Genomic DNA, 19,126 nt, shown 5'->3' on the forward strand with positions numbered 1-19,126 from the left:
TGATTATTATTTAAACATAATAATATAAATTTATACACTTAATGGAGAGATTCTTGCATATAATATACAATAATGTAAGAAAGATATTAAGGGAAAAGTATAATGAAAATATTAGAACAATTAAAAACTAAAAATAAGCTATTGATACTTACATTAATAGCACAAGTTGGTTTTATTAGCATCGGAATTGCAGGAATACATACACAAAATACTATGCTAATTATTATTTTAAATATTGTTTTTGGTTTTTTAATGGCTATATTAGGTCTTTTATTTAGCCAATCAATTGTAAATGGTTTAATAAATTTTACTAACTCATTTGATGAGTTTTTAAAATTTTTATCTTTGAAAAACAATAAATATGTACCTATTCTTGTAACGGGAAATGATGAAATCTCAGAGCTTCATAAAAAATTAAATAGTGTTTCTATTGGATTTGATGACACTTTAAAAGCTGATATGAAAGTTTTAGGAGAAATAGTTATTACAATGGATAGAGTTGAACAAGGAATTTATAGTTGTAGAATAAAATCAAAAACTACAAATCCAATGATTATGACTTTAAGAAACACAATAAACAAAATGCTTGACGAAGTTAATGAAGATATGACAAATCTTGTAAATTTACTAGAATCTTATTCAAAAGATGATTTTAAAAATCAAATAACAATCCACAAAAATATAAAAGGTGAAATGTTAAAAGTATTAACAAGCATTAATTCTTTGGGAAAAACTCTTTCAAGTAATGCTCAAAAAGATTTAAACAATGGACAAATTCTTGCTCAAAACTCTATTACAATGGCTCAATCTGTAAACTCACTTGCTATAAAAGCAAACGAACAAGCAGCTTCCTTAGAACAAACAGCTGCTGCATTGGAGCAAATTACAAGTATTACAAGAAATACTGCTCAAAATGCTCAAAAAATGTCACAACTTGGAAATATCGTAAAAGGTGCTGTAAGTGGTGGACAAAAATTAGCAAATCAAACTGCAACTTCTATGGATGATATAAATCAAGAGGTAACTTCTATAAATGAAGCAATTACAATAATTGACCAAATTGCTTTTCAAACAAATATTTTATCTTTAAATGCAGCCGTTGAAGCAGCAACTGCTGGAGAAGCGGGAAAGGGATTTGCAGTAGTTGCAGCAGAAGTGCGAAATCTTGCAAATAGAAGTGCAGATGCAGCACGAGAAATTAAAAATATAGTTTTAAAAGCAACACAAAAAGCAAATGAAGGAAAAAATATTAGTGATATGATGATTAAAGGTTATGAAGAACTTAACACTAATATAACTCAAACTATTGAAATTATTCAAGATGTTAGTATTTCAAGTAATGAACAAATGCAAGGAATTGAACAAATAAATGCAATGGTTACATTACTTGACCAAGTAACTCAAGAAAATGCAATTCAAGTAAATAATGTAGCAACTATTTCTACACAAACTCAAAAAATGGCTGAAGAACTTGTAAATAAAGCCAAAACTAAAAATTTTAATTACTAAGGCAAGACAATGGGAAAAGAAACTATTTTAGATGAATATGCCTTTTTAGTGAGTGAAACTGATGAAAAAGGAATAATAAAATTTGCAAATAATGACTTTTGTAAAATTGCAGAATACTCATTAGATGAATTAATGGGAAAACCACATAATATGGTAAGACATAAAGATATGCCAAAAATTGCCTTTAAAGATTTGTGGGATACAGTTAAAAAAGGTGATATTTGGACAGGTTATGTAAAAAATGCAACAAAAAATGGTGGATATTATTGGGTTTATGCAACAGTTTATCCTTTTGAAAGTTGCGATGGTTCAATGGGTTATTTATCATGTAGAAAAAAAGCTTCAGAGCAAGAAATTGAAGTTTATGAAAAACTTTATAAAGAATTAATAGCCAAAGAATAAAAACAATAAATCTATATACAATTAATCTTTAATAAATTAGTTGTATATAATATCTCAGAATACTCAGATTTAACTCACATATCACTCAGATTTATATAGTATAATTTTTAATAGAAATATCCAAAGAAGGAATAAAAGAATGTTGAAAAATATAAGTGTAAAAAAACAGTTAACAATTCTTATAAGTATTGCCATTTTAGGTTTTATTAGTATTGTTGGATTCAGTGTTGTACAAACAAATAAAATTTACGATGCTGCAAATTTTGGAAATGTAAATTCAGTTCCATCTATTGTATTAATGACTCATATAGAGGAATCAGTGAGTACTATAAGAATTTTATCTCTTAATCATATTTTAGAAACTGATGAAAAAAGAATGCAAAGTATAGAAGAGAATCTAAAAAAGAATCTTACAGATATAGAAAAAGAGTTTGAAGAATATAGAAAACTTTTAACAGATAAAACTGATGAAGATATGCTAAAAGAAGATATAGCTGCTTTTAATGATTATAATTCAAAAAGAGAAAAAGCTCTTAATTTTTCAAGGGAAAATAAAAATACTGAAGCAAGAGATGCTATTTTAGCAATCAGTCCTCTAACTGAACGATTAACTACTGCTTTAAATAAACACATGGATTATAATATTAAATTAAGTGATGAAGGTGCAAAAAATGCCCAAGAGATAAAATCAACTTCTATGATGATTCAAACGGTAATTTCTATTGGAGCTATTCTTTTAGTTTTAGTTCTGGGAATTACTATTGTAAAATCAATATTAACTTCATTGTCAGTTTTTAAAGAAGGATTATTTAGTTTTTTTGCATACTTAAATAGAGAATCTTCAAAAGTTGAACTAATAAAAATAGATTCAAAAGATGAATTTGGAGAGATGGCAAATGTAGTAAATGAGAATATAGAAAAAACACAAAAAGGCATAGAAGAAGATAGAAGATTAATAGATGAGACAATTAGTGTTTTAGGAGAGTTTGAGCAAGGTGATTTATGTCAAAGATTGAATTTAAATGTTTCTAATCCTGCTTTAATGCAATTAAAAACTGTATTAAATCAAATGGCAAATAACCTTGAAAACAATATTGATAATGTTTTAAATATATTAGAAAAATACTCAAATTATAACTATTTAGAAAAAGTTCCAACTTCTAATGTAAAAGAACATCTTTTAAAACTTGCAGGTGGTGTAAATACTCTTGGTGAATCAATCACTCAAATGTTAATTGATAATAAATCAAATGGACTGACTTTAGATGAAAGCTCAAATATATTACTTTCAAATGTAGACAAACTAAATATTAGTTCAAATGAAGCAGCTACAAGCCTTGAAGAAACAGCAGCAGCTTTAGAAGAAATTACAAGTAATATTAGAAATAACACAGAAAATATTGCAAAAATGTCTAAACTTTCAAGTGAAGTAACAGCTTCTGCAACACATGGTGAAAAACTAGCAAATCAAACAACAGTTTCAATGGATGAAATAAATACACAAGTAAATGCAATAAATGAAGCAATAAGTGTAATAGATCAAATAGCATTCCAAACAAATATTCTTTCTTTAAATGCAGCCGTAGAAGCAGCAACAGCAGGAGAAGCAGGAAAAGGATTTGCAGTAGTTGCAGCAGAAGTAAGAAACCTAGCATCTCGTTCAGCAGAAGCAGCTAAAGAGATAAAATCTATTGTTGAAAATGCTACAAAAAAAGCAAATGAAGGAAAAGATATAGCTAATAATATGATTGTTGGTTATAAAGAACTAAATCAAAATATCTCTTTAACTATAAATTTAATTCAAGATATAGAGATGTCAAGTAAAGAGCAATTAACTGGAATAGAACAAATAAATGATGCAGTAACTCAATTAGACCAACAAACTCAACAAAATGCAGCAGTTGCTTCACAAACTCATGATGTTGCAGTTTTAACTGATGAAATTGCGAAATTAATAGTAAATAATGCTGATGAAAAAGAGTTTGAAGGAAAACATGAAGTAAAAGGGAAAAGTGTAAATAATAAAAATATTACAAAAAACATTGTTCCCCACATAGTTAAAAAAAGTTCAACAATATCATCAAAAACTACTCCTAAAAAAATAGAAGCTACAAAAGCCTCTAGTGAAGAGTGGGAAAGTTTTTAAATAATACCGACCTTGGTCGGTATTTCTCAAAATAAAATTTTATCCTTTCCTCAGATTACTCACATTTAACTCTTAAAGCACTCAGATTCGTATGATACAATTTTTATAAGTATCTCTTAAAATATAAATTTATTTCAAGATATAAAAATGCTAATTAAATAATAATAAAAAAGAGGGAAAAAAATGAGGGTAAAAGTTAAATTAAGTCTAATTCTAGGAATGGTATTTATAAGTCTTGTGGGATTTGTTATTACATTAAATATAGTCATTTCAGAATTAAAAGACTTTTCAAAAATGCAATTGTTAGATAAAAATTTAGATTCAAATTTGTTGGAATTAAGAAAAAATGAAAAAGATTTTATGCTTAGATTAGAGACTAAATATGTTGACAATTTTAATAAAACTACAGAACAAATTTTTCAAGATTTTAAAGAATTAAATGAATTATTGGAAGATTATAATATTAAAATAAGTTCAATTGAGAATTATAAAGAATCAATAACTAAATACAAAAATTATTTTGAAATTTATACAAAAAAACAAATACAAATAGGATTAACAGAAGATGAAGGTTTATATGGAAATTTGAGAAAAAGTGTACATGCAGTAGAAGATTATGCTAAAAAATCTCAAGAACAAAAACTTTTATTATCAGTTTATAATTTAAGAAAACAAGAAAAAGATTTTATGTTAAGAAGAAATTTAAAATATGTTGATAATTTTAAAGTAATCATTGATGAAACTTTATTAAGTTTAGATAATAATCCTAATAAAGAATCTTTAATTAAATATAAAGAATCTTTCTTAAACTTAGTAGAAACAGAAATTGAAATAGGATTAACTCCAAATGATGGTTTAAAATTAAAAATGAGAGAAATTGTTAAAGAAGCTGAATCATTTAATGAATCTTTCCAAAAAGAGTTATTTTCTACAGTTGAAGAAATAATTTCTCTTTTAAATAAGATTATATTAACTTCAATTATATTGTTCGCAATTATCATTTTATCAATAATATATTTTACTTCTAAACAAATTTCTAATTCTTTACATACTTTTAAAGAAGGATTATTGTCATTTTTTTCATATTTAAATAAAGAATCATCAACCATAACTTTGCTTAATGAAAAAGTAAAAGATGAATTCGGAGAAATGGCACTGTTTGTAAATGAAAATATAAAACAAATAGAAAATACATTAAACCAAGATGTAGCCTTAATCGAAGATGCAAAAGTAGTAATGACAAGAGTAAATAATGGATGGTATGGACAATTTATAGAAAAGTCAACTTCAAATGCTTCTTTAGAAGAGTTTAAAAATAATGTAAATCAAATGATAAAAAGTACAAGAGATAGATTTGCAGAAGTTGATGATATTTTAGAACAATATGCAAGACTTAACTATTTAGAAACTTTAAATATGCACCCAAATGATGAAAGAGGTGGATTGTTTGAGAAATTAGTAACAGGTATTAATACTTTGCAAAACTCAATTACTCAAATGTTAGTTGAAAATAAAACAAATGGATTGACTTTAGATGAAAGCTCAAATATCCTTCTTGTAAATGTAGATAAATTAAATCAAAGCTCAAATGAAGCAGCAGCTTCTTTAGAAGAAACAGCAGCAGCTATTGAAGAGATAACTTCTAATATTAGAAATAATACAGAGAATATTTCAAAAATGGCAAGCCTTTCAAATGAAGTAACAGCTTCTGCAACACATGGTGAAAAACTAGCAAATCAAACAACAGTTTCAATGGATGAAATAAATACACAAGTAAATGCAATAAATGAAGCAATAAGTGTAATAGATCAAATAGCATTCCAAACAAATATTCTTTCTTTAAATGCAGCCGTAGAAGCAGCAACCGCAGGAGAAGCTGGAAAAGGATTTGCAGTAGTTGCAGCAGAAGTAAGAAATCTTGCATCACGAAGTGCAGAAGCAGCTAAAGAAATTAAGTCTATAGTTGAAAACGCAACAACAAAAGCAAATCAAGGTAAACAAATAGCTGGGAATATGATAGAAGGATATAAACAGTTAAATCAAAATATTACTCATACAATAAATCTAATCCAAGATATACAAAATGCTTCAAAAGAACAGTTACTAGGAATTGAACAAATAAATGATGCAGTAAATCAATTAGATCAACAAACACAACAAAATGCTATGGTAGCAAGCCAAACACATGATGTAGCAGTATTAACAGACCAAATAGCGAAATTAGTTGTATCAAATGCTGATGAAAAAGAATTCAAAGGTAAAAACGAGGTTAAGGCTAAGAGCGTAAAAATAAAAAAGTCTAAAAGTTAAAAAATGTTCATAAATCGTATATTAACTAAGAATGATGGGCAAAAAATGAAAATACAAATTGGTGCCGAAATTTCAAAACAAAAAGAGTTAGAAAATCAAATCCTAAAAGAAAAAGATGATTTTATAAACTCTTTTAAAATATTAATTGATTCGATTTTAGAAGGAATTATCATCTATGATGAGAATACATATTGTATTAGAGTAAATGCCGTTGCACCTAAATTATTAGGATATACAAGCCAAGAAATGATAGGAAAACATGCTTTAGATTTTGTAGCTCCTACATTTAAAGATGTAGTCAAAAAAGTAATACAAAATCACAATCAAGAACAATATGAAGCGGAACTAATTCGAAAAGATAGTTCTATTTTGCCTGTTATATTAAGAAGTAGAGATTTAGTTTTATTGGGGAAAAAAATAAGAGTTACTGCAATTATTGATATGAGTGAAATTAAGAAAAAAGAAAAAAAGATTTTAGAATTAGCTTATTATGACAGTTTGACAACTCTTCCTAATCGTTTATTGTTAAAAGATCTTTTAGCTGTAATGATAAAAAGAGTAGAAAGAAATAATCATTATGGAGCATTATTATTTATAGATTTAGATAATTTCAAAATGGTAAATGACACAAAAGGTCATGATATAGGAGATTTTGTTTTAATTGAAACTGCAAAAAGATTACAAAATACGATAAGAGAAACAGATCTTATTTCAAGATTAGGTGGAGATGAATTTATAATTGTTTTAGAAATACCTGAATCAAATAAAGAAGTTGCCATTAATAACATAAATATCGCTGCAAAAAAAATACTCGAAGAAATTAAAAAACCTTATTTAATATCAAATTTTGATTTTAGATTAACAGTTAGTATTGGAATTGCTTTATTTGAAAATAATGAATTTTCAATAGATGAACTAATGAAATTTGCAGATACAGCTATGTATTCTTCAAAAGCCAATGGAAGAAATAGATTTACTTATTTTGACCCAATTTTACAACAAATGGTAGAACAAAAAGCTCATTTATTTGAAAGATTAGACAAAGCTATAGAAAAAGAATCAATGATTTTATACTATCAACCTCAAATAAAAATAAAAAACAATCAACCTCTAATAGTAGGAATGGAAGCTTTAATTCGTTGGAATGACGAAAAAATAATTCCTCCAAATGATTTTATTCCTTTAGCTGAAGAAACAGGACTTATTATTCCATTAGGAAAATGGATTTTAATACAAGTAATGGAACAAATAAAAATTTGGGAAAATGATTTTATAAAAAAAGATTGGCAAGTATCTGTAAATATTAGTTATAAACAGTTTGAGAAAAATGAATTTTTAGATTTAATAAAATCTTTAATAGAAGAATATCAAATTAATCCAGCTAAATTAAAATTAGAATTAACAGAGAGTTTATTGATTAAAAATACCCAAGAAAATTTAAATAAAATCAAAGAAATCAACAAACTAGGAGTTTCATTATCAATAGATGATTTTGGTACAGGATATTCTTCTTTAGCATATTTAAAACAATTGTCAATTAGTGAACTAAAAATCGATCAATCTTTTATTAAAGATTTAGTAATTGATTCTAATGATTTTATCATTGTAGAAACCATACTTTCAATTGGAGATAAATTTAATTTAGAAGTGGTAGCAGAAGGAGTTGAAACAAAAGAACAATATGAAAAACTATTATTAATGGGCTGTTCTTATTTTCAAGGGTATTTATTTGGAAAACCAAATAATCCAAATTTACTTTAAAAAATAAAAGGATAATTTAATATGAAAATTCTTGCATATAATCCTCTTGTTGAATTTAGGGCAAAAGATTTTAATATTTTAATTATTGAAGATTCTTCTTCTATGATTAAAATTATTGATACTATTTTCAAAGATAAAGGATTTAACACTTTTTTATCAACTACTCTAAAAGATGCAAGAGAAAAAATAAATTCAATCAAAATAGACTATGTTATTTTAGATATAAATCTCCCTGATGGAAATGGTTATGAACTAATAAAAGAACTAAGTTCTTCGTTAGTAAAAATAATAGTTCTTACTTCACAAACTGATTCTCAATTGAGGGAAATTTCTTATCAAAAAGGAATAATTGATTTTATAAATAAAGATAAAAATTTTATATACAAAATCTTTGAAATCCCTAATCTAATAAAACAACTAGAAAAAAATAGAACAAAAACAATTTTAATAATAGATGATTCTTTTGTTGTAAAAGAACAACTAAAAGATATATTTGAAAATAGAAATTATAGTGTTTTAATTGCTTCTAATACAACTGAGGCTTTAAATTTAATTAACACAAATAAAATTCATTTGATGTTATTAGATTTGGAATTAGAAAAAGAAAATGGTTTTGATTTTTTATTAAAAAATAGAAAAGTGATTTTGGATGAATTAAAAATCAAAGTTATGATTATAACTGGAAATATTTCATCAACTATACTAAGAGATGCTTTTAGATTAGGGGTTAGAGATATAATCAAAAAACCTTATGTAATAGAAGAATTGATTTTAAAAACAGATATGTTTATAAATGATAAAGACAATGAAAATGAAAGTGAAGCAAAAACACAACTTTTAAAACAATATAAAAATGCAGTTGATAGAAGTTTTATTGTTTCTAAAACAGATGATAATGGAATTATAACTTATATAAATGAAGCATTTTGTAAAATTTCTGGTTATAAAGAAGAAGAACTTTTAGGAAAATCCCACAATATTGTAAGACATAAAGATATGCCCTCTTCTACTTTTAAAGATATGTGGAAAACAATAAAAGAGTTAAAAAAACCATGGATGGGAACAATAAAAAATAGAAAAAAAGATGGAAGTGATTATTGGGTTCAAACTATAATAAATCCAATATTAGATGAAAATAATAATGTAATAGAATACATTGGAATTAGAACCGATATAACTGAAATAGAAAAAGCAAAACAGCAATTAAAAGAACAATATAATATCTCTCAAAACAACTTTCAAGAAATTATGAATTTATCAAAACTTTATGAAAATGCAATGGATGAAAGTAATATCATTTTAAGAGTAAATCAACTTGGAAATATAACTTATGTAAATGAGAAATTTTATACAATTAGTGGATATACCCAAGAAGAACTAATTGGGAAACCCTATGATAATATCGAAAGAGTTTTCCCTCCAAGCCAAGATGATAATAAAATAAGTAAACATCTAAAAAGTGGAAAAATCTGGAATGGTCAAATACATAATATTTTTAAAGATGGGAAAATTCATTATTTTCTAGCAACCGTAGTTCCAATAATAAATCTTCAAGGTGAAACTTTAGAATATATGAGTATTAGAAAAGAAATAACAGAAGTAGTTGAATTACATAAAGAAATAGAAGAAACCCAAAGAGAAGTTATTTATAAAATGGGAGAAATAGGAGAAAGCAGAAGTAATGAAACTGGAAATCATGTAAAAAGAGTTGCTGAATACTCAAAACTTTTGGCAAAATTATATGGTTTAAGTGAAAAAGAGTGCGAAATTCTTTTTACTGCTAGTCCAATGCATGATATAGGAAAAGTTGGAATTCCTGATTCTATTTTAAATAAACCTGGAAAACTAACTCCTGAAGAATGGGAAATTATGAGAAAACATTCGATGGTTGGTTATAACATTTTAAAAAACTCAAAAAGAGAAATTCTAAAAGCAGCAGCAATAGTTGCAAGAGATCACCATGAAAAATGGGATGGAAATGGTTATCCAAGAAAAACAAAAGCTGAAGAAACTCATATTTATGGAAGGATTACTGCAGTTGCTGATGTATTTGATGCGTTAGGAAGTTCAAGATGTTATAAAAAAGCTTGGAAAGATGAAGATATTTTCAAACTGTTAGAAGAAGAAAAAGGCAAACAATTTGAACCTAAATTAATAGATTTATTTTTTAAAAATATTGACAAATTTAAAGAAATTAGAGATAAATATAAAGATTAAAAAAGGAGGAAAAGAGAGTTTCTAACTTTCTTATATAAACATGACTTGTAAAAATAGAGTAAAACCAAAACTTCTTAGAGATATAAAAACAGAAGCTCTTTTAGTGTTTATAAGAACAACTTTAGAACAATGTTTTCATCAAATTGATAATGTAGGTTATAATTTTAGATTAGGGAATGATGAAGATAATGAAATTGTTTATTCTTCTTTAAAAAAATTATTAGAACAACTTCAAGATACAGTTATAAACTCAACTTATTTAAGAAGTTTAATTGAAAATGCCCATAAAAATGCAACTTTAAAAATACTTGCAAAAAAAGAAGAACCTTTAATGGTTTATTACGATACTTTAATAAAAACCATTGAAGTTTGTCTTCCAAATGGAAGTTTCTGGATACCTGAATTGGTTGTTATTTCACTTTTAAGTGAATGGATAATAGAAGAAGAAAAAACTGCTTATTTTTATCCATATTTAAAAGATATTGATTATATAGATTTGATAAATAGATACGATAATTCAAAAAAAGAATTAGATAATGAAAAAAAAGAGATTATAATGAGTATGTACAAAATCTCTTCAAAGTTAATTGAGAAGTTAAAAAAAGTAGAATATAAAATAAATACAACTAGAAAAAAAACTAAAAGGAAATAAATGATTAGTTCAAATGTAACAATAGATTTACAAAAACTAGAAAAACTTTTAAATAAAGTTGGAGATTTAGTAATAACAAACTCAATGATGGCTCAAAGTGTTGATAATTTACCAGCTAGTGAAGAAAAAAAGAATTTAGTTGAAAAAATCACTCTTTTTCAAAGACATATAGTTGAACTTCAAGATTATGCAACAGATATAAGAATGATTAAGTTTGAAAGTATGTACACAATTTATAACAATATTATTCAAGAAATATTACCAGCAAATAAATCAATTAAATTACAAATAGTTGGTGGAGAAACTAAAGTAGATAAATCTTTGGTTGAACATTTAGATTTATCTATTAAAACTTTGATTACAAATAGTGTTCTTTATGGAATAGAAACAAAAGAAGAAAGAACAGCAAAAGATAAAAATCCAGAAGCTACTATAAAAATAATCGCTCAACAACTAAATGGACAAATGTCATTTTGTATAGAAGATGATGGAATAGGATTTGATAAAGATGAACTGGATTTTGAAGAAGAGTTTCCTAAAATCAAAGAAGATAATCAACTAAAAAATGTTTATAAAATTAAAGAAAATGTAGAAAAATTAAATGGAAATATAGAAATAAAAAGTGATTTAGAAGAAGGTTTTTCTTTTACAATAACAGTTCCTTTAACTCACTCTATTTTAGATGGTTTAAATATAAAAATTGGAGATAATATTTTTATTTTACCAACTTCATCAATAGTTGAATCAATTCAACCTACAAAGGAGATGATAAAACTAGTAGGTGATGGAAGTTCAGCTTTACTTATGTTAAGAGATGAATTTATACCAATAATAAGATTATATGAATTTTTACATATTGTTCCAAAAACACAAGATTTAAGCCAAGGTATTTTAATAATCGTAAAATCAGGAACACAAAAAGCAGCCTTTTTTATAGATGAATTTTTACAACAGCAACAAGTAGTTTTAAAAGCAATAGAAACTAACTTTAAAAAAGTTGATAGTGTTGCAGGAGCAACGGTAAGAGGTGATGGAAGTATTGGAATTATAATTGATGTTAAAAGTATTATTGAAAATTCATAAACTTTGAATATCAAACACTAAATTAACAATTTAATTCTAATATTGCATAAATGGTCATAAAAAGTTAAACAATATATCACAATTTTATATTTACAAACAGTCTTCCTACTAATTTTCTGAATGTAAGTTTTATGTTTAACTAGAATTTGACCATTTTTATCAATATAAACTTTTATTTGTAAAATAGCAATTATCCAGAAATGCTCCATTTAAAAGATAAACTATCGTTAAAATCATTACTACTAAAATAAAAACTCCTAAAATATATCCATTTTTTGAAAAACTTCTAAAAATATTTCTATCTTTAAATTTTTTTGTTATTAGTGATGTTTTATTAAACTTTAGCATTACACTCTCACAAGCACTTTCACAAAGTCCACATTGAACGCATCTTATATCAAAACCAGCTTTTATATCAAGTTCATCAATTGGGCAAACTTTTACACATTTATCACAGTCTATACAACTATTTTTATCAAAGAACTCAAAAGTTTGTTTCTCTTCTTGAGGCAAAATAGCACTTATAAAAAAATAAGGGCATAAAATTGAACAATACCAACCCCTAAAAACTAAAAAAATACTTGTAAATAAAGTAGTTAAAATTCCAACAAAAATCGAAGACATATCAAATTTCATAAAATTTAAAAATAAATCAATTGCTGAAGTAAAATATGAAATAGTTGAAAATGCTAAAATAAAAGCAAAAAATAAAATTGCAAAAAAAAGAATAAAAGGATTTTTGAGTTGTGAAGTAATAAAAGTTGCAAGGGATGAAGGACAGAAATATCCACAAAAAAACCTTGAAATAGTAAAATTCAATCCTAATAATAATCCAATAAACAAAGTAATTACAATATAAATAAGTTGATGAGTAGAAGCTTCAAAAGCCATAAATAAAAACTCAAATCTATGAAACTCAAAATTAAACATCAATAAATGAATATTATTAAAACTCATCCAAGGAAATAAAACATATAAAAAAAATGTTATAAGTAAAGTTGGTGCTAAAACCTGTTTTTTTGCCATAAATCTATCCTTTGTTCAGGTGGTAATGTACCATTTTCATATAAACCATTTCTCAAATTGGTAATTAAATTACTAAGTAAGTCCTTATTAAAAGAGTTATATTTTTTTACAACTTTTAACTCTTTATCAAAAACCAAAATATAAGGAACACTTTGATTTACTCCAAACTCTTTTGCACTGTTTTGAGTAATTGAAATTAACTCTAGATTGCTATTTTTAGAGATTGTTGAAGGAATTTCTTCATCAACAAAAAGTAATGTAATAAAAACTCCATTATTCTTTTGAGCCAAAGAGAGTAAATAATCATTTGTTTTTTGACATACAGGACACCAAGAAGTTACAAAAGCAACAACATTTATTTTATTTTTATCTAAATTCTCAATTAAAAAAGGAGCAGCATTTGCCACTCCTTTTAAAAATAGAATTAAAAATAAAAGTCTAAAAACTTTTATCATTTAACCTCTTTCATTTGTAAAATCCAAGAAACTAATTTTTTAGCTTCATCTGGTGATACATCTTGTGCTGGCATTGGAATAACATCATATTTATTCTCACTTCCATTCATAATACTTTTTATTAAAGTAGCTTCATCACTGCCTTTTAAAGCAACCTCTTTATATGAAGGACCTACAAGTTTTACATCAATACTGTGACAAGATAAACAACCTTTCGATTCAGCTAAAGTAACGGGGTCATTTAAATCAAGTGCTGGTTTATTTGCTAACTCTTCTTTATGTTTTTTATATTCAGCAATAGAAGCATTCATAAATTCAGATGTAGCTTCTGCTTGAAGAGCAAGTGGTTCTGCAAATGATACAACTCTAACACCTTCTCTTGTTGTCGCCATTAAAAAAATTGATAACAAGACAAGCGCTATAACTCTAAAAGCTGATTGAGGAGTTACAACCTCATCTTTGAATTTACTTAATACAAATAAAAATGCAATAATCAATAATATTGAAGAAATAAATGGTAAATAAATAAATCCTGTATGCATCAATGCTTCACTTATTCTTGCAGTAAACACAAATGGCAATAAAGGTAACACAACAATATTTAGAGGAGTTGCAAGTAAAAACCATTTTTTACCTTGGCTAATTGCAATTTTTCCTATTTCAGTATCACCTCTTTTTACCCATCTAGCTCCAATAAATATCATAACAACACCTGTTGCCATAAATGCTGTTAAAAAGAAATTTAAAAGTCTAAACCCAGTAACAGGAGTAAACATAATGTCCCAAATATTATTTATACTTGCAAATAATTCTGGTTGCATATATAAATTTGTCATTGACATAAATACAAATGGCAATGTAAAAAATGCTAATACCGCAGATATTCCAATTGTTATATGAAAACCTTTATGATTTTCTAAAGCATGCCAAGAAAATTTATAAGCATAAGAAAGTAAGAACGCAATTATATTTCCATAAATAATATGTAAAATATGTGGACTAACTTTTAAAATTGCTGTATAAAAAAATCCAGTAAAAAGTACAGAAATCACAAGTAATGGAGCAACTCCCCATAAAGCACCCATATTTTCTGAAACTGTTGTGTAGTTTGTCATTCTATAGGCAAACTTGTCATAATTTGAATCTTTTTTAAATACTCCCATAATATTATAAATAACAGAAGCAGTTGAAGCTCCAATTAACATATAAATAAAACAGATATGAACAACAAAAACTATAATTCCTAAAATACTAAAAAACTCTAAAGGTAATCCTAAAGTTGGTGTAATTAATGGAATATCAAATGGTAATTTCCAATTCATTTTATAACTCCTTTAGTATTTAAAGATTTAAGATAAGCTGCAAGGGCATCTTTTTCAGCATCAGTTCCAACAAATGGAGGCATATATGGAGTTCCACCACCTGGAAGATTATTTAATCTATTTCTAATTGCATCATGCGACCAACCTGTTGTTAAACCTTTTAGTCCATTGATACCATTTTCAGTGTGACAGATTCTACACTCAATTTGATAAATAGATTTTCCAACTTCTAAAATATTTGATTTATCTTCATTTACTACTTTTTTATTTTCATCTAAGAAAACTGCATGTTTTAAGATTCCCACTTTATTTAAATATGGAACATCTGTTGTTCTAATTCCATTTGAATACATATAGTTATAAATTAAGAATGGTTTTCGTATAAACTCTCTTACTCTTTCTTCATATCCCCAAAGAATTAAAAATCCTGCAACCATTAAACTAGCTGCTAAATAAGGCATTCTTTTTGGTGAAAAATAGGCAATAATAGTTGTTACAACTATTGAGCCACCAACTCCAATAGCCAGTAGATACATTAAATCAAATCTATCTTCAAAAGCTCTTGTCATTACAGCTGTTGGAATCATAGCAAGCGCAGCTGCTGGGATTTCTGTGTAATACCAATAACCAAAAACTGCACTTAAAGGAACAGTTATCATCATGATTCCTGCTAAAAACTTAACAAGTCTAGCTTTTGCTTCTTTATCTTCTTCATTTTTTGAAAAAGTTGCAATTATCCAAGTCCACATAATTGCAAGAGCTGCTGCAAATGCAATAGATGTAAATGTTCTAAATGCAAGAGAAGGCCACCAAGTTGGATTAAATAAAGCGTTGTTGTAGTTTACGTTCCCAGGATAAACTTCAGGGGCAACCCAAGGTTGTCCATCAAAATTTGGAGTAAGCATAAATGCTAAAATAGCCGTAATAATAGCCATTGTTAACCAAGAAGAAATGGCATAATAAACACCGATTCTTACAGTTTTTGCTCTTCCTTCAACACTTGTTTGATTTTTCTTCCAACTCATAAATAGTAAAAGTAAAAGTACAACTTCAAAGTTAAATACAATCCACTCTATAAACCATTTCCAGAAAAACACTCTAATTAATCCACCAATTGCATTTGGACTTAAAATATTCGCATGTATCCACATACCAACACCTGTTAATGCTCCAACTGAAGTAGAAATAATAAAGAAAACCATAACAACTTTAAACGTTAAGTTATACGCAGCCATATCGTTCTTTTTATTTGCCCACCAAGCCATTGCAGCAAGTACAACAGATCCTCCAACAGCACCTCCATGAGACACAAAGACATGAATAATTGCATTAATTGCCATTAACATTCTTTGCCCTATAAAAGGCATTTCAAATATGGGGTAATCAAACATACCCTATCCTCCCTATGTATTTATTTTGCTTTATGCAGAAGCTATTTTAATGCTACTAATGTTAATTGTGCGTTTGTATAAGAGTCTTATTTGACATTTATTTTGTAGCCATTTACTCTACTTGAGCTTATAATATCGTTACCGAGGAGTTGTCTAATTTTATGTATATGAAAACGTATTACTCCCATTTTAGAGTTACTATTTGCAGGATATGCTCCTTTTTCTAAATTCTCAGTTGAGACATAATATCCCCTAAATTTTAATAAATAATCTAATATTAATAAAGCTTTATCCCCTAGGATTATTTCATCTTTATTTTTTAATACTTTTTTATTAAAAATTTCATATTTTGTATTTTCTTTTAGAATTATAGAGTCTGTATAAACTTTATATTGTCTTCGTATAAGAGCTTTTATTCTTAAAAGTATCTCTTGTTCATCAATATTTCTAATTACACATTCATCACAGCCAGATAAAAAAGAGGGTTTGATAATATTTGGAATTGAAGCAATTACCATTTTCATAGTAACATCTTTATATTCATTTAATAACTGTATTAGTTGAAACCTTGGAAGTGATTTTTCATTGATATTTATTAAATACAAATCATATAAATTATTATAAATGCACTCTAGAAATTCGTTATTATTAGAACATATATCAACATAAAAACCATTATTCCTTAAGATTTCAATAATTTGAGAAATTGAACTGTCACTACTTTCTAAAACTATAATTTTTACTGCTTTCAATGTTTTCTCCAATTTTACAATTAAAGTATTTTAGAGAAAATCTATTAATTATCTGTTAGTTAAACAAGATATAATTCCTAAATTTAATTAAAGAATCAAAATGATAAAACAAGCACAAAAAAATAATATAACAAATATTTCAACTCTGATTTTAGATGCAATTCATCATATTGCAAATACTCTAACAGGAGAAAATGAGAAATCAGAAATCTTAGAAACTTTGGATAAATATATAACTATGGATACAAATAGATTAAGTTATAAAAATATCTGGATTTATGAAAAAGAAAATCAAACAGTAGGATTAATTCTTGCTTATAATTCAAATGATGTAGAAAAACTAGATACTCCAATTTTAGAACATTTAAAATCTAAAAATATTTTCTTAGATTCTTTTGATAAAGAGTGTTTTGAAGATGAGTTTTATATAGATACAGTTAGTGTTAATGAGAATTTCCAAGGAAAAGGAATAGCAAAAGAACTTTTTACTTTTATTGAAAAAAAAGCCAAAGAATTAGAATTTGATAAAGTTTCTCTTTTGGTGGATTTAGAAAATCCAAAAGCATTAGCTTTATATGAAAAAATAGGATTTAAGAAAAACAGGATTTTAGAAGTATCAAACCACAGTTATCATCACATGATAAAAATGGTTTGATAAAAAATTAAACTTTATTAGCATTTAAAAGAAGTAATAATCCCAAAATAAACATAAAAATTGGTGAAACTATTTCTAAAATATTTATTAGTTTTGCTGATTTTTGAGTTGTTTTATTTAAAGAAACTCCTAAAAATGAAGAAACAAAAAGAACAAAAGCCATACCTAAACTAATACTAATACTTGCAAGAAATACAGCAAAATAAGTTTTTAAGAAAAAAGCATAAACAAAAAGTAAAACAGTTCCAGGACAAGGAATAATTCCAGCTGTTAAAACAAAAATTAAATCTTGTTTTTTACTTCTTTTTTTACTTATTATAGGTTTATTTAAAGTTGTTTTTACAAAATTTATATTAGTTGGAATTGTACTAAAAGTAGTAGTTTGTAGTTTAACATTACAAGAACAAGATTTTTTACTTAATTTTCTATACAAAATATATAAAGCTAAAAACATAATAATTACGGCTGAAAAACTTGTGATATACGAAATAGAATCTTCCATAAATCTATTCATCACACTTTGTAAAATAAAAACTGAAAATAATACTATAAACAAAGCTCCAAGAATATGAATAAAAGCTGTAACTAAAGAGATAATAAATGCTTCAAAATATGAGCTTTTTTGAGCGCTAAAATATGAAAATGCCAAAGCTTTTCCATGTCCCGGTCCAAAAGCATGAATAACTCCATAAATAAAAGATGCCATAAGTAAAAAAGCTAAAGCAACATTATCACCTTTTTGAATATCTATTAAATATTTTTTTATATTATTGGTAAATTTTTCTAAAATAGTTTGTGAATTTTCGACAATCTTTTCTTCTTTATTTTCTATTTTTTTTTCAACTTTTTTTACATCTAAAGAAGTTTTTTCTTCATTAAAGTTATCTTCATTTGAAAGCAAAGTTGGTGCATCTATTAAAAAACTAACATCATTCATATTTGAAGTTTTTGAGATTTTATAAGGAATATACATTAATTGTTTTTTATCTTCAAATACAATATCAAAATAATTTTCATCATCTATTATTTTTATATATAAAATATTTTTATCATAAATTTTATAGTTTAAATCAATATTATATTCAAAACTCAAAGTTGAGTTTTTGTAACTCATTTTGTAATCTTTTATTTCAAAAGCATTTGATTCTTCATTTATTTGTTTATCATAAGAGATAGAAGTTATAAAATTTTTAGGTTTTAAATAATCAATTAAAGCAGTTTGAATAAGAACTAACTCTTTTTCATCAAAAGATGAATCTAAGTTTTTATCATAAATTTGCAATAACTCTTTTGTAAATTCATTTGCAAATACCCAATTTACTTTTAAAGTTTTTATATATTCTTTATCAGCTTTTATTTGGGTTGAGACATGAGTTCTTGGTGTATAAATAGAACACAAAGAGCATCCAAAAAGGATACTCTTTAAAAGAATAAATATTAAAAAA

The 19,126-nt window shown here is 25.9% G+C and carries 15 protein-coding genes; 9 read left to right on the forward strand and 6 right to left on the reverse strand.

Annotated elements, in window-relative coordinates; all coding sequences use genetic code 11:
• Positions 1-102: 102 nt before the first annotated feature.
• From ASUIS_RS10045 to ASUIS_RS10080, 8 genes are all read left to right on the forward strand, one after another.
• Positions 103-1,509 carry a methyl-accepting chemotaxis protein gene (locus tag ASUIS_RS10045; RefSeq protein ID WP_226799891.1) on the forward strand — a complete coding sequence of 469 codons (1,407 nt, stop codon included), beginning with the start codon at positions 103-105 and terminating at the stop codon, positions 1,507-1,509.
• Positions 1,510-1,518: 9 nt separating this feature from the next.
• Positions 1,519-1,911, forward strand: a complete 393-nt coding sequence (locus ASUIS_RS10050) for a PAS domain-containing protein (protein WP_118887000.1) — start codon at positions 1,519-1,521, stop codon at positions 1,909-1,911.
• A 139-nt stretch (positions 1,912-2,050) separates the two neighbouring features.
• The gene (locus tag ASUIS_RS10055) at positions 2,051-4,057 is read left to right on the forward strand and encodes a HAMP domain-containing methyl-accepting chemotaxis protein (protein WP_118887001.1); all 2,007 of its coding nucleotides are present in this window, start codon (positions 2,051-2,053) and stop codon (positions 4,055-4,057) included.
• A gap of 183 nt (positions 4,058-4,240) precedes the next feature.
• Positions 4,241-6,367, forward strand: coding sequence for a methyl-accepting chemotaxis protein (locus ASUIS_RS10060; RefSeq protein WP_118887002.1), 2,127 nt, complete (start codon positions 4,241-4,243; stop codon positions 6,365-6,367).
• Between the two features lie 45 nt (positions 6,368-6,412).
• On the forward strand, positions 6,413-8,128 hold the full coding sequence (locus ASUIS_RS10065; RefSeq protein ID WP_226799893.1) for a putative bifunctional diguanylate cyclase/phosphodiesterase: 1,716 nt from the start codon (positions 6,413-6,415) through the stop codon (positions 8,126-8,128).
• A gap of 21 nt (positions 8,129-8,149) precedes the next feature.
• Positions 8,150-10,345, forward strand: coding sequence for a PAS domain S-box protein (locus ASUIS_RS10070; RefSeq protein ID WP_118887004.1), 2,196 nt, complete (start codon positions 8,150-8,152; stop codon positions 10,343-10,345).
• Positions 10,346-10,385: 40 nt separating this feature from the next.
• The gene (locus tag ASUIS_RS10075) at positions 10,386-10,997 is read left to right on the forward strand and encodes a hypothetical protein (RefSeq protein WP_118887005.1); all 612 of its coding nucleotides are present in this window, start codon (positions 10,386-10,388) and stop codon (positions 10,995-10,997) included.
• A complete protein-coding gene (locus ASUIS_RS10080; protein ID WP_118887006.1) occupies positions 10,998-12,080 on the forward strand; it encodes a chemotaxis protein CheA in 1,083 nt (360 codons plus the stop codon).
• Between the two features lie 159 nt (positions 12,081-12,239).
• Here the strand turns inward: ASUIS_RS10080 and ASUIS_RS10085 are convergent, their stop codons facing one another.
• From ASUIS_RS10085 to ASUIS_RS10105, 5 genes are all read right to left on the reverse strand, one after another.
• Positions 12,240-13,106: a 4Fe-4S binding protein gene (locus tag ASUIS_RS10085; RefSeq protein ID WP_118887007.1), complete on the reverse strand. Its 867-nt coding sequence runs from the start codon at positions 13,104-13,106 to the stop codon at positions 12,240-12,242.
• Positions 13,085-13,561 (reverse strand): TlpA family protein disulfide reductase, encoded by a 477-nt coding sequence (locus ASUIS_RS10090; protein WP_192894483.1) that lies wholly within the window; start codon positions 13,559-13,561, stop codon positions 13,085-13,087. The genes ASUIS_RS10085 and ASUIS_RS10090 overlap by 22 nt, the downstream gene beginning before the upstream one ends.
• Positions 13,558-14,883 carry a c-type cytochrome gene (locus tag ASUIS_RS10095; RefSeq protein ID WP_118887008.1) on the reverse strand — a complete coding sequence of 442 codons (1,326 nt, stop codon included), beginning with the start codon at positions 14,881-14,883 and terminating at the stop codon, positions 13,558-13,560. Before ASUIS_RS10095 ends, ASUIS_RS10090 begins: the two co-directional genes overlap by 4 nt.
• Positions 14,880-16,274 (reverse strand): c-type cytochrome, encoded by a 1,395-nt coding sequence (locus ASUIS_RS10100; RefSeq protein WP_118887009.1) that lies wholly within the window; start codon positions 16,272-16,274, stop codon positions 14,880-14,882. The genes ASUIS_RS10095 and ASUIS_RS10100 overlap by 4 nt, the downstream gene beginning before the upstream one ends.
• A gap of 86 nt (positions 16,275-16,360) precedes the next feature.
• A complete protein-coding gene (locus tag ASUIS_RS10105; protein WP_118887010.1) occupies positions 16,361-17,026 on the reverse strand; it encodes a response regulator transcription factor in 666 nt (221 codons plus the stop codon).
• A 100-nt stretch (positions 17,027-17,126) separates the two neighbouring features.
• On the opposite strand from ASUIS_RS10105, the gene ASUIS_RS10110 reads away from it, so the two are divergent.
• Positions 17,127-17,681: a GNAT family N-acetyltransferase gene (locus ASUIS_RS10110; protein ID WP_118887011.1), complete on the forward strand. Its 555-nt coding sequence runs from the start codon at positions 17,127-17,129 to the stop codon at positions 17,679-17,681.
• Positions 17,682-17,688: 7 nt separating this feature from the next.
• Here ASUIS_RS10110 and ASUIS_RS10115 read toward each other — a convergent pair whose 3' ends face one another.
• Positions 17,689-19,080 carry a nickel/cobalt transporter gene (locus tag ASUIS_RS10115; RefSeq protein WP_192894484.1) on the reverse strand — a complete coding sequence of 464 codons (1,392 nt, stop codon included), beginning with the start codon at positions 19,078-19,080 and terminating at the stop codon, positions 17,689-17,691.
• Positions 19,081-19,126 lie beyond the last annotated feature (46 nt).

Source organism: Arcobacter suis CECT 7833 (assembly GCF_003544815.1).
GTDB lineage: Bacteria > Campylobacterota > Campylobacteria > Campylobacterales > Arcobacteraceae > Aliarcobacter > Aliarcobacter suis.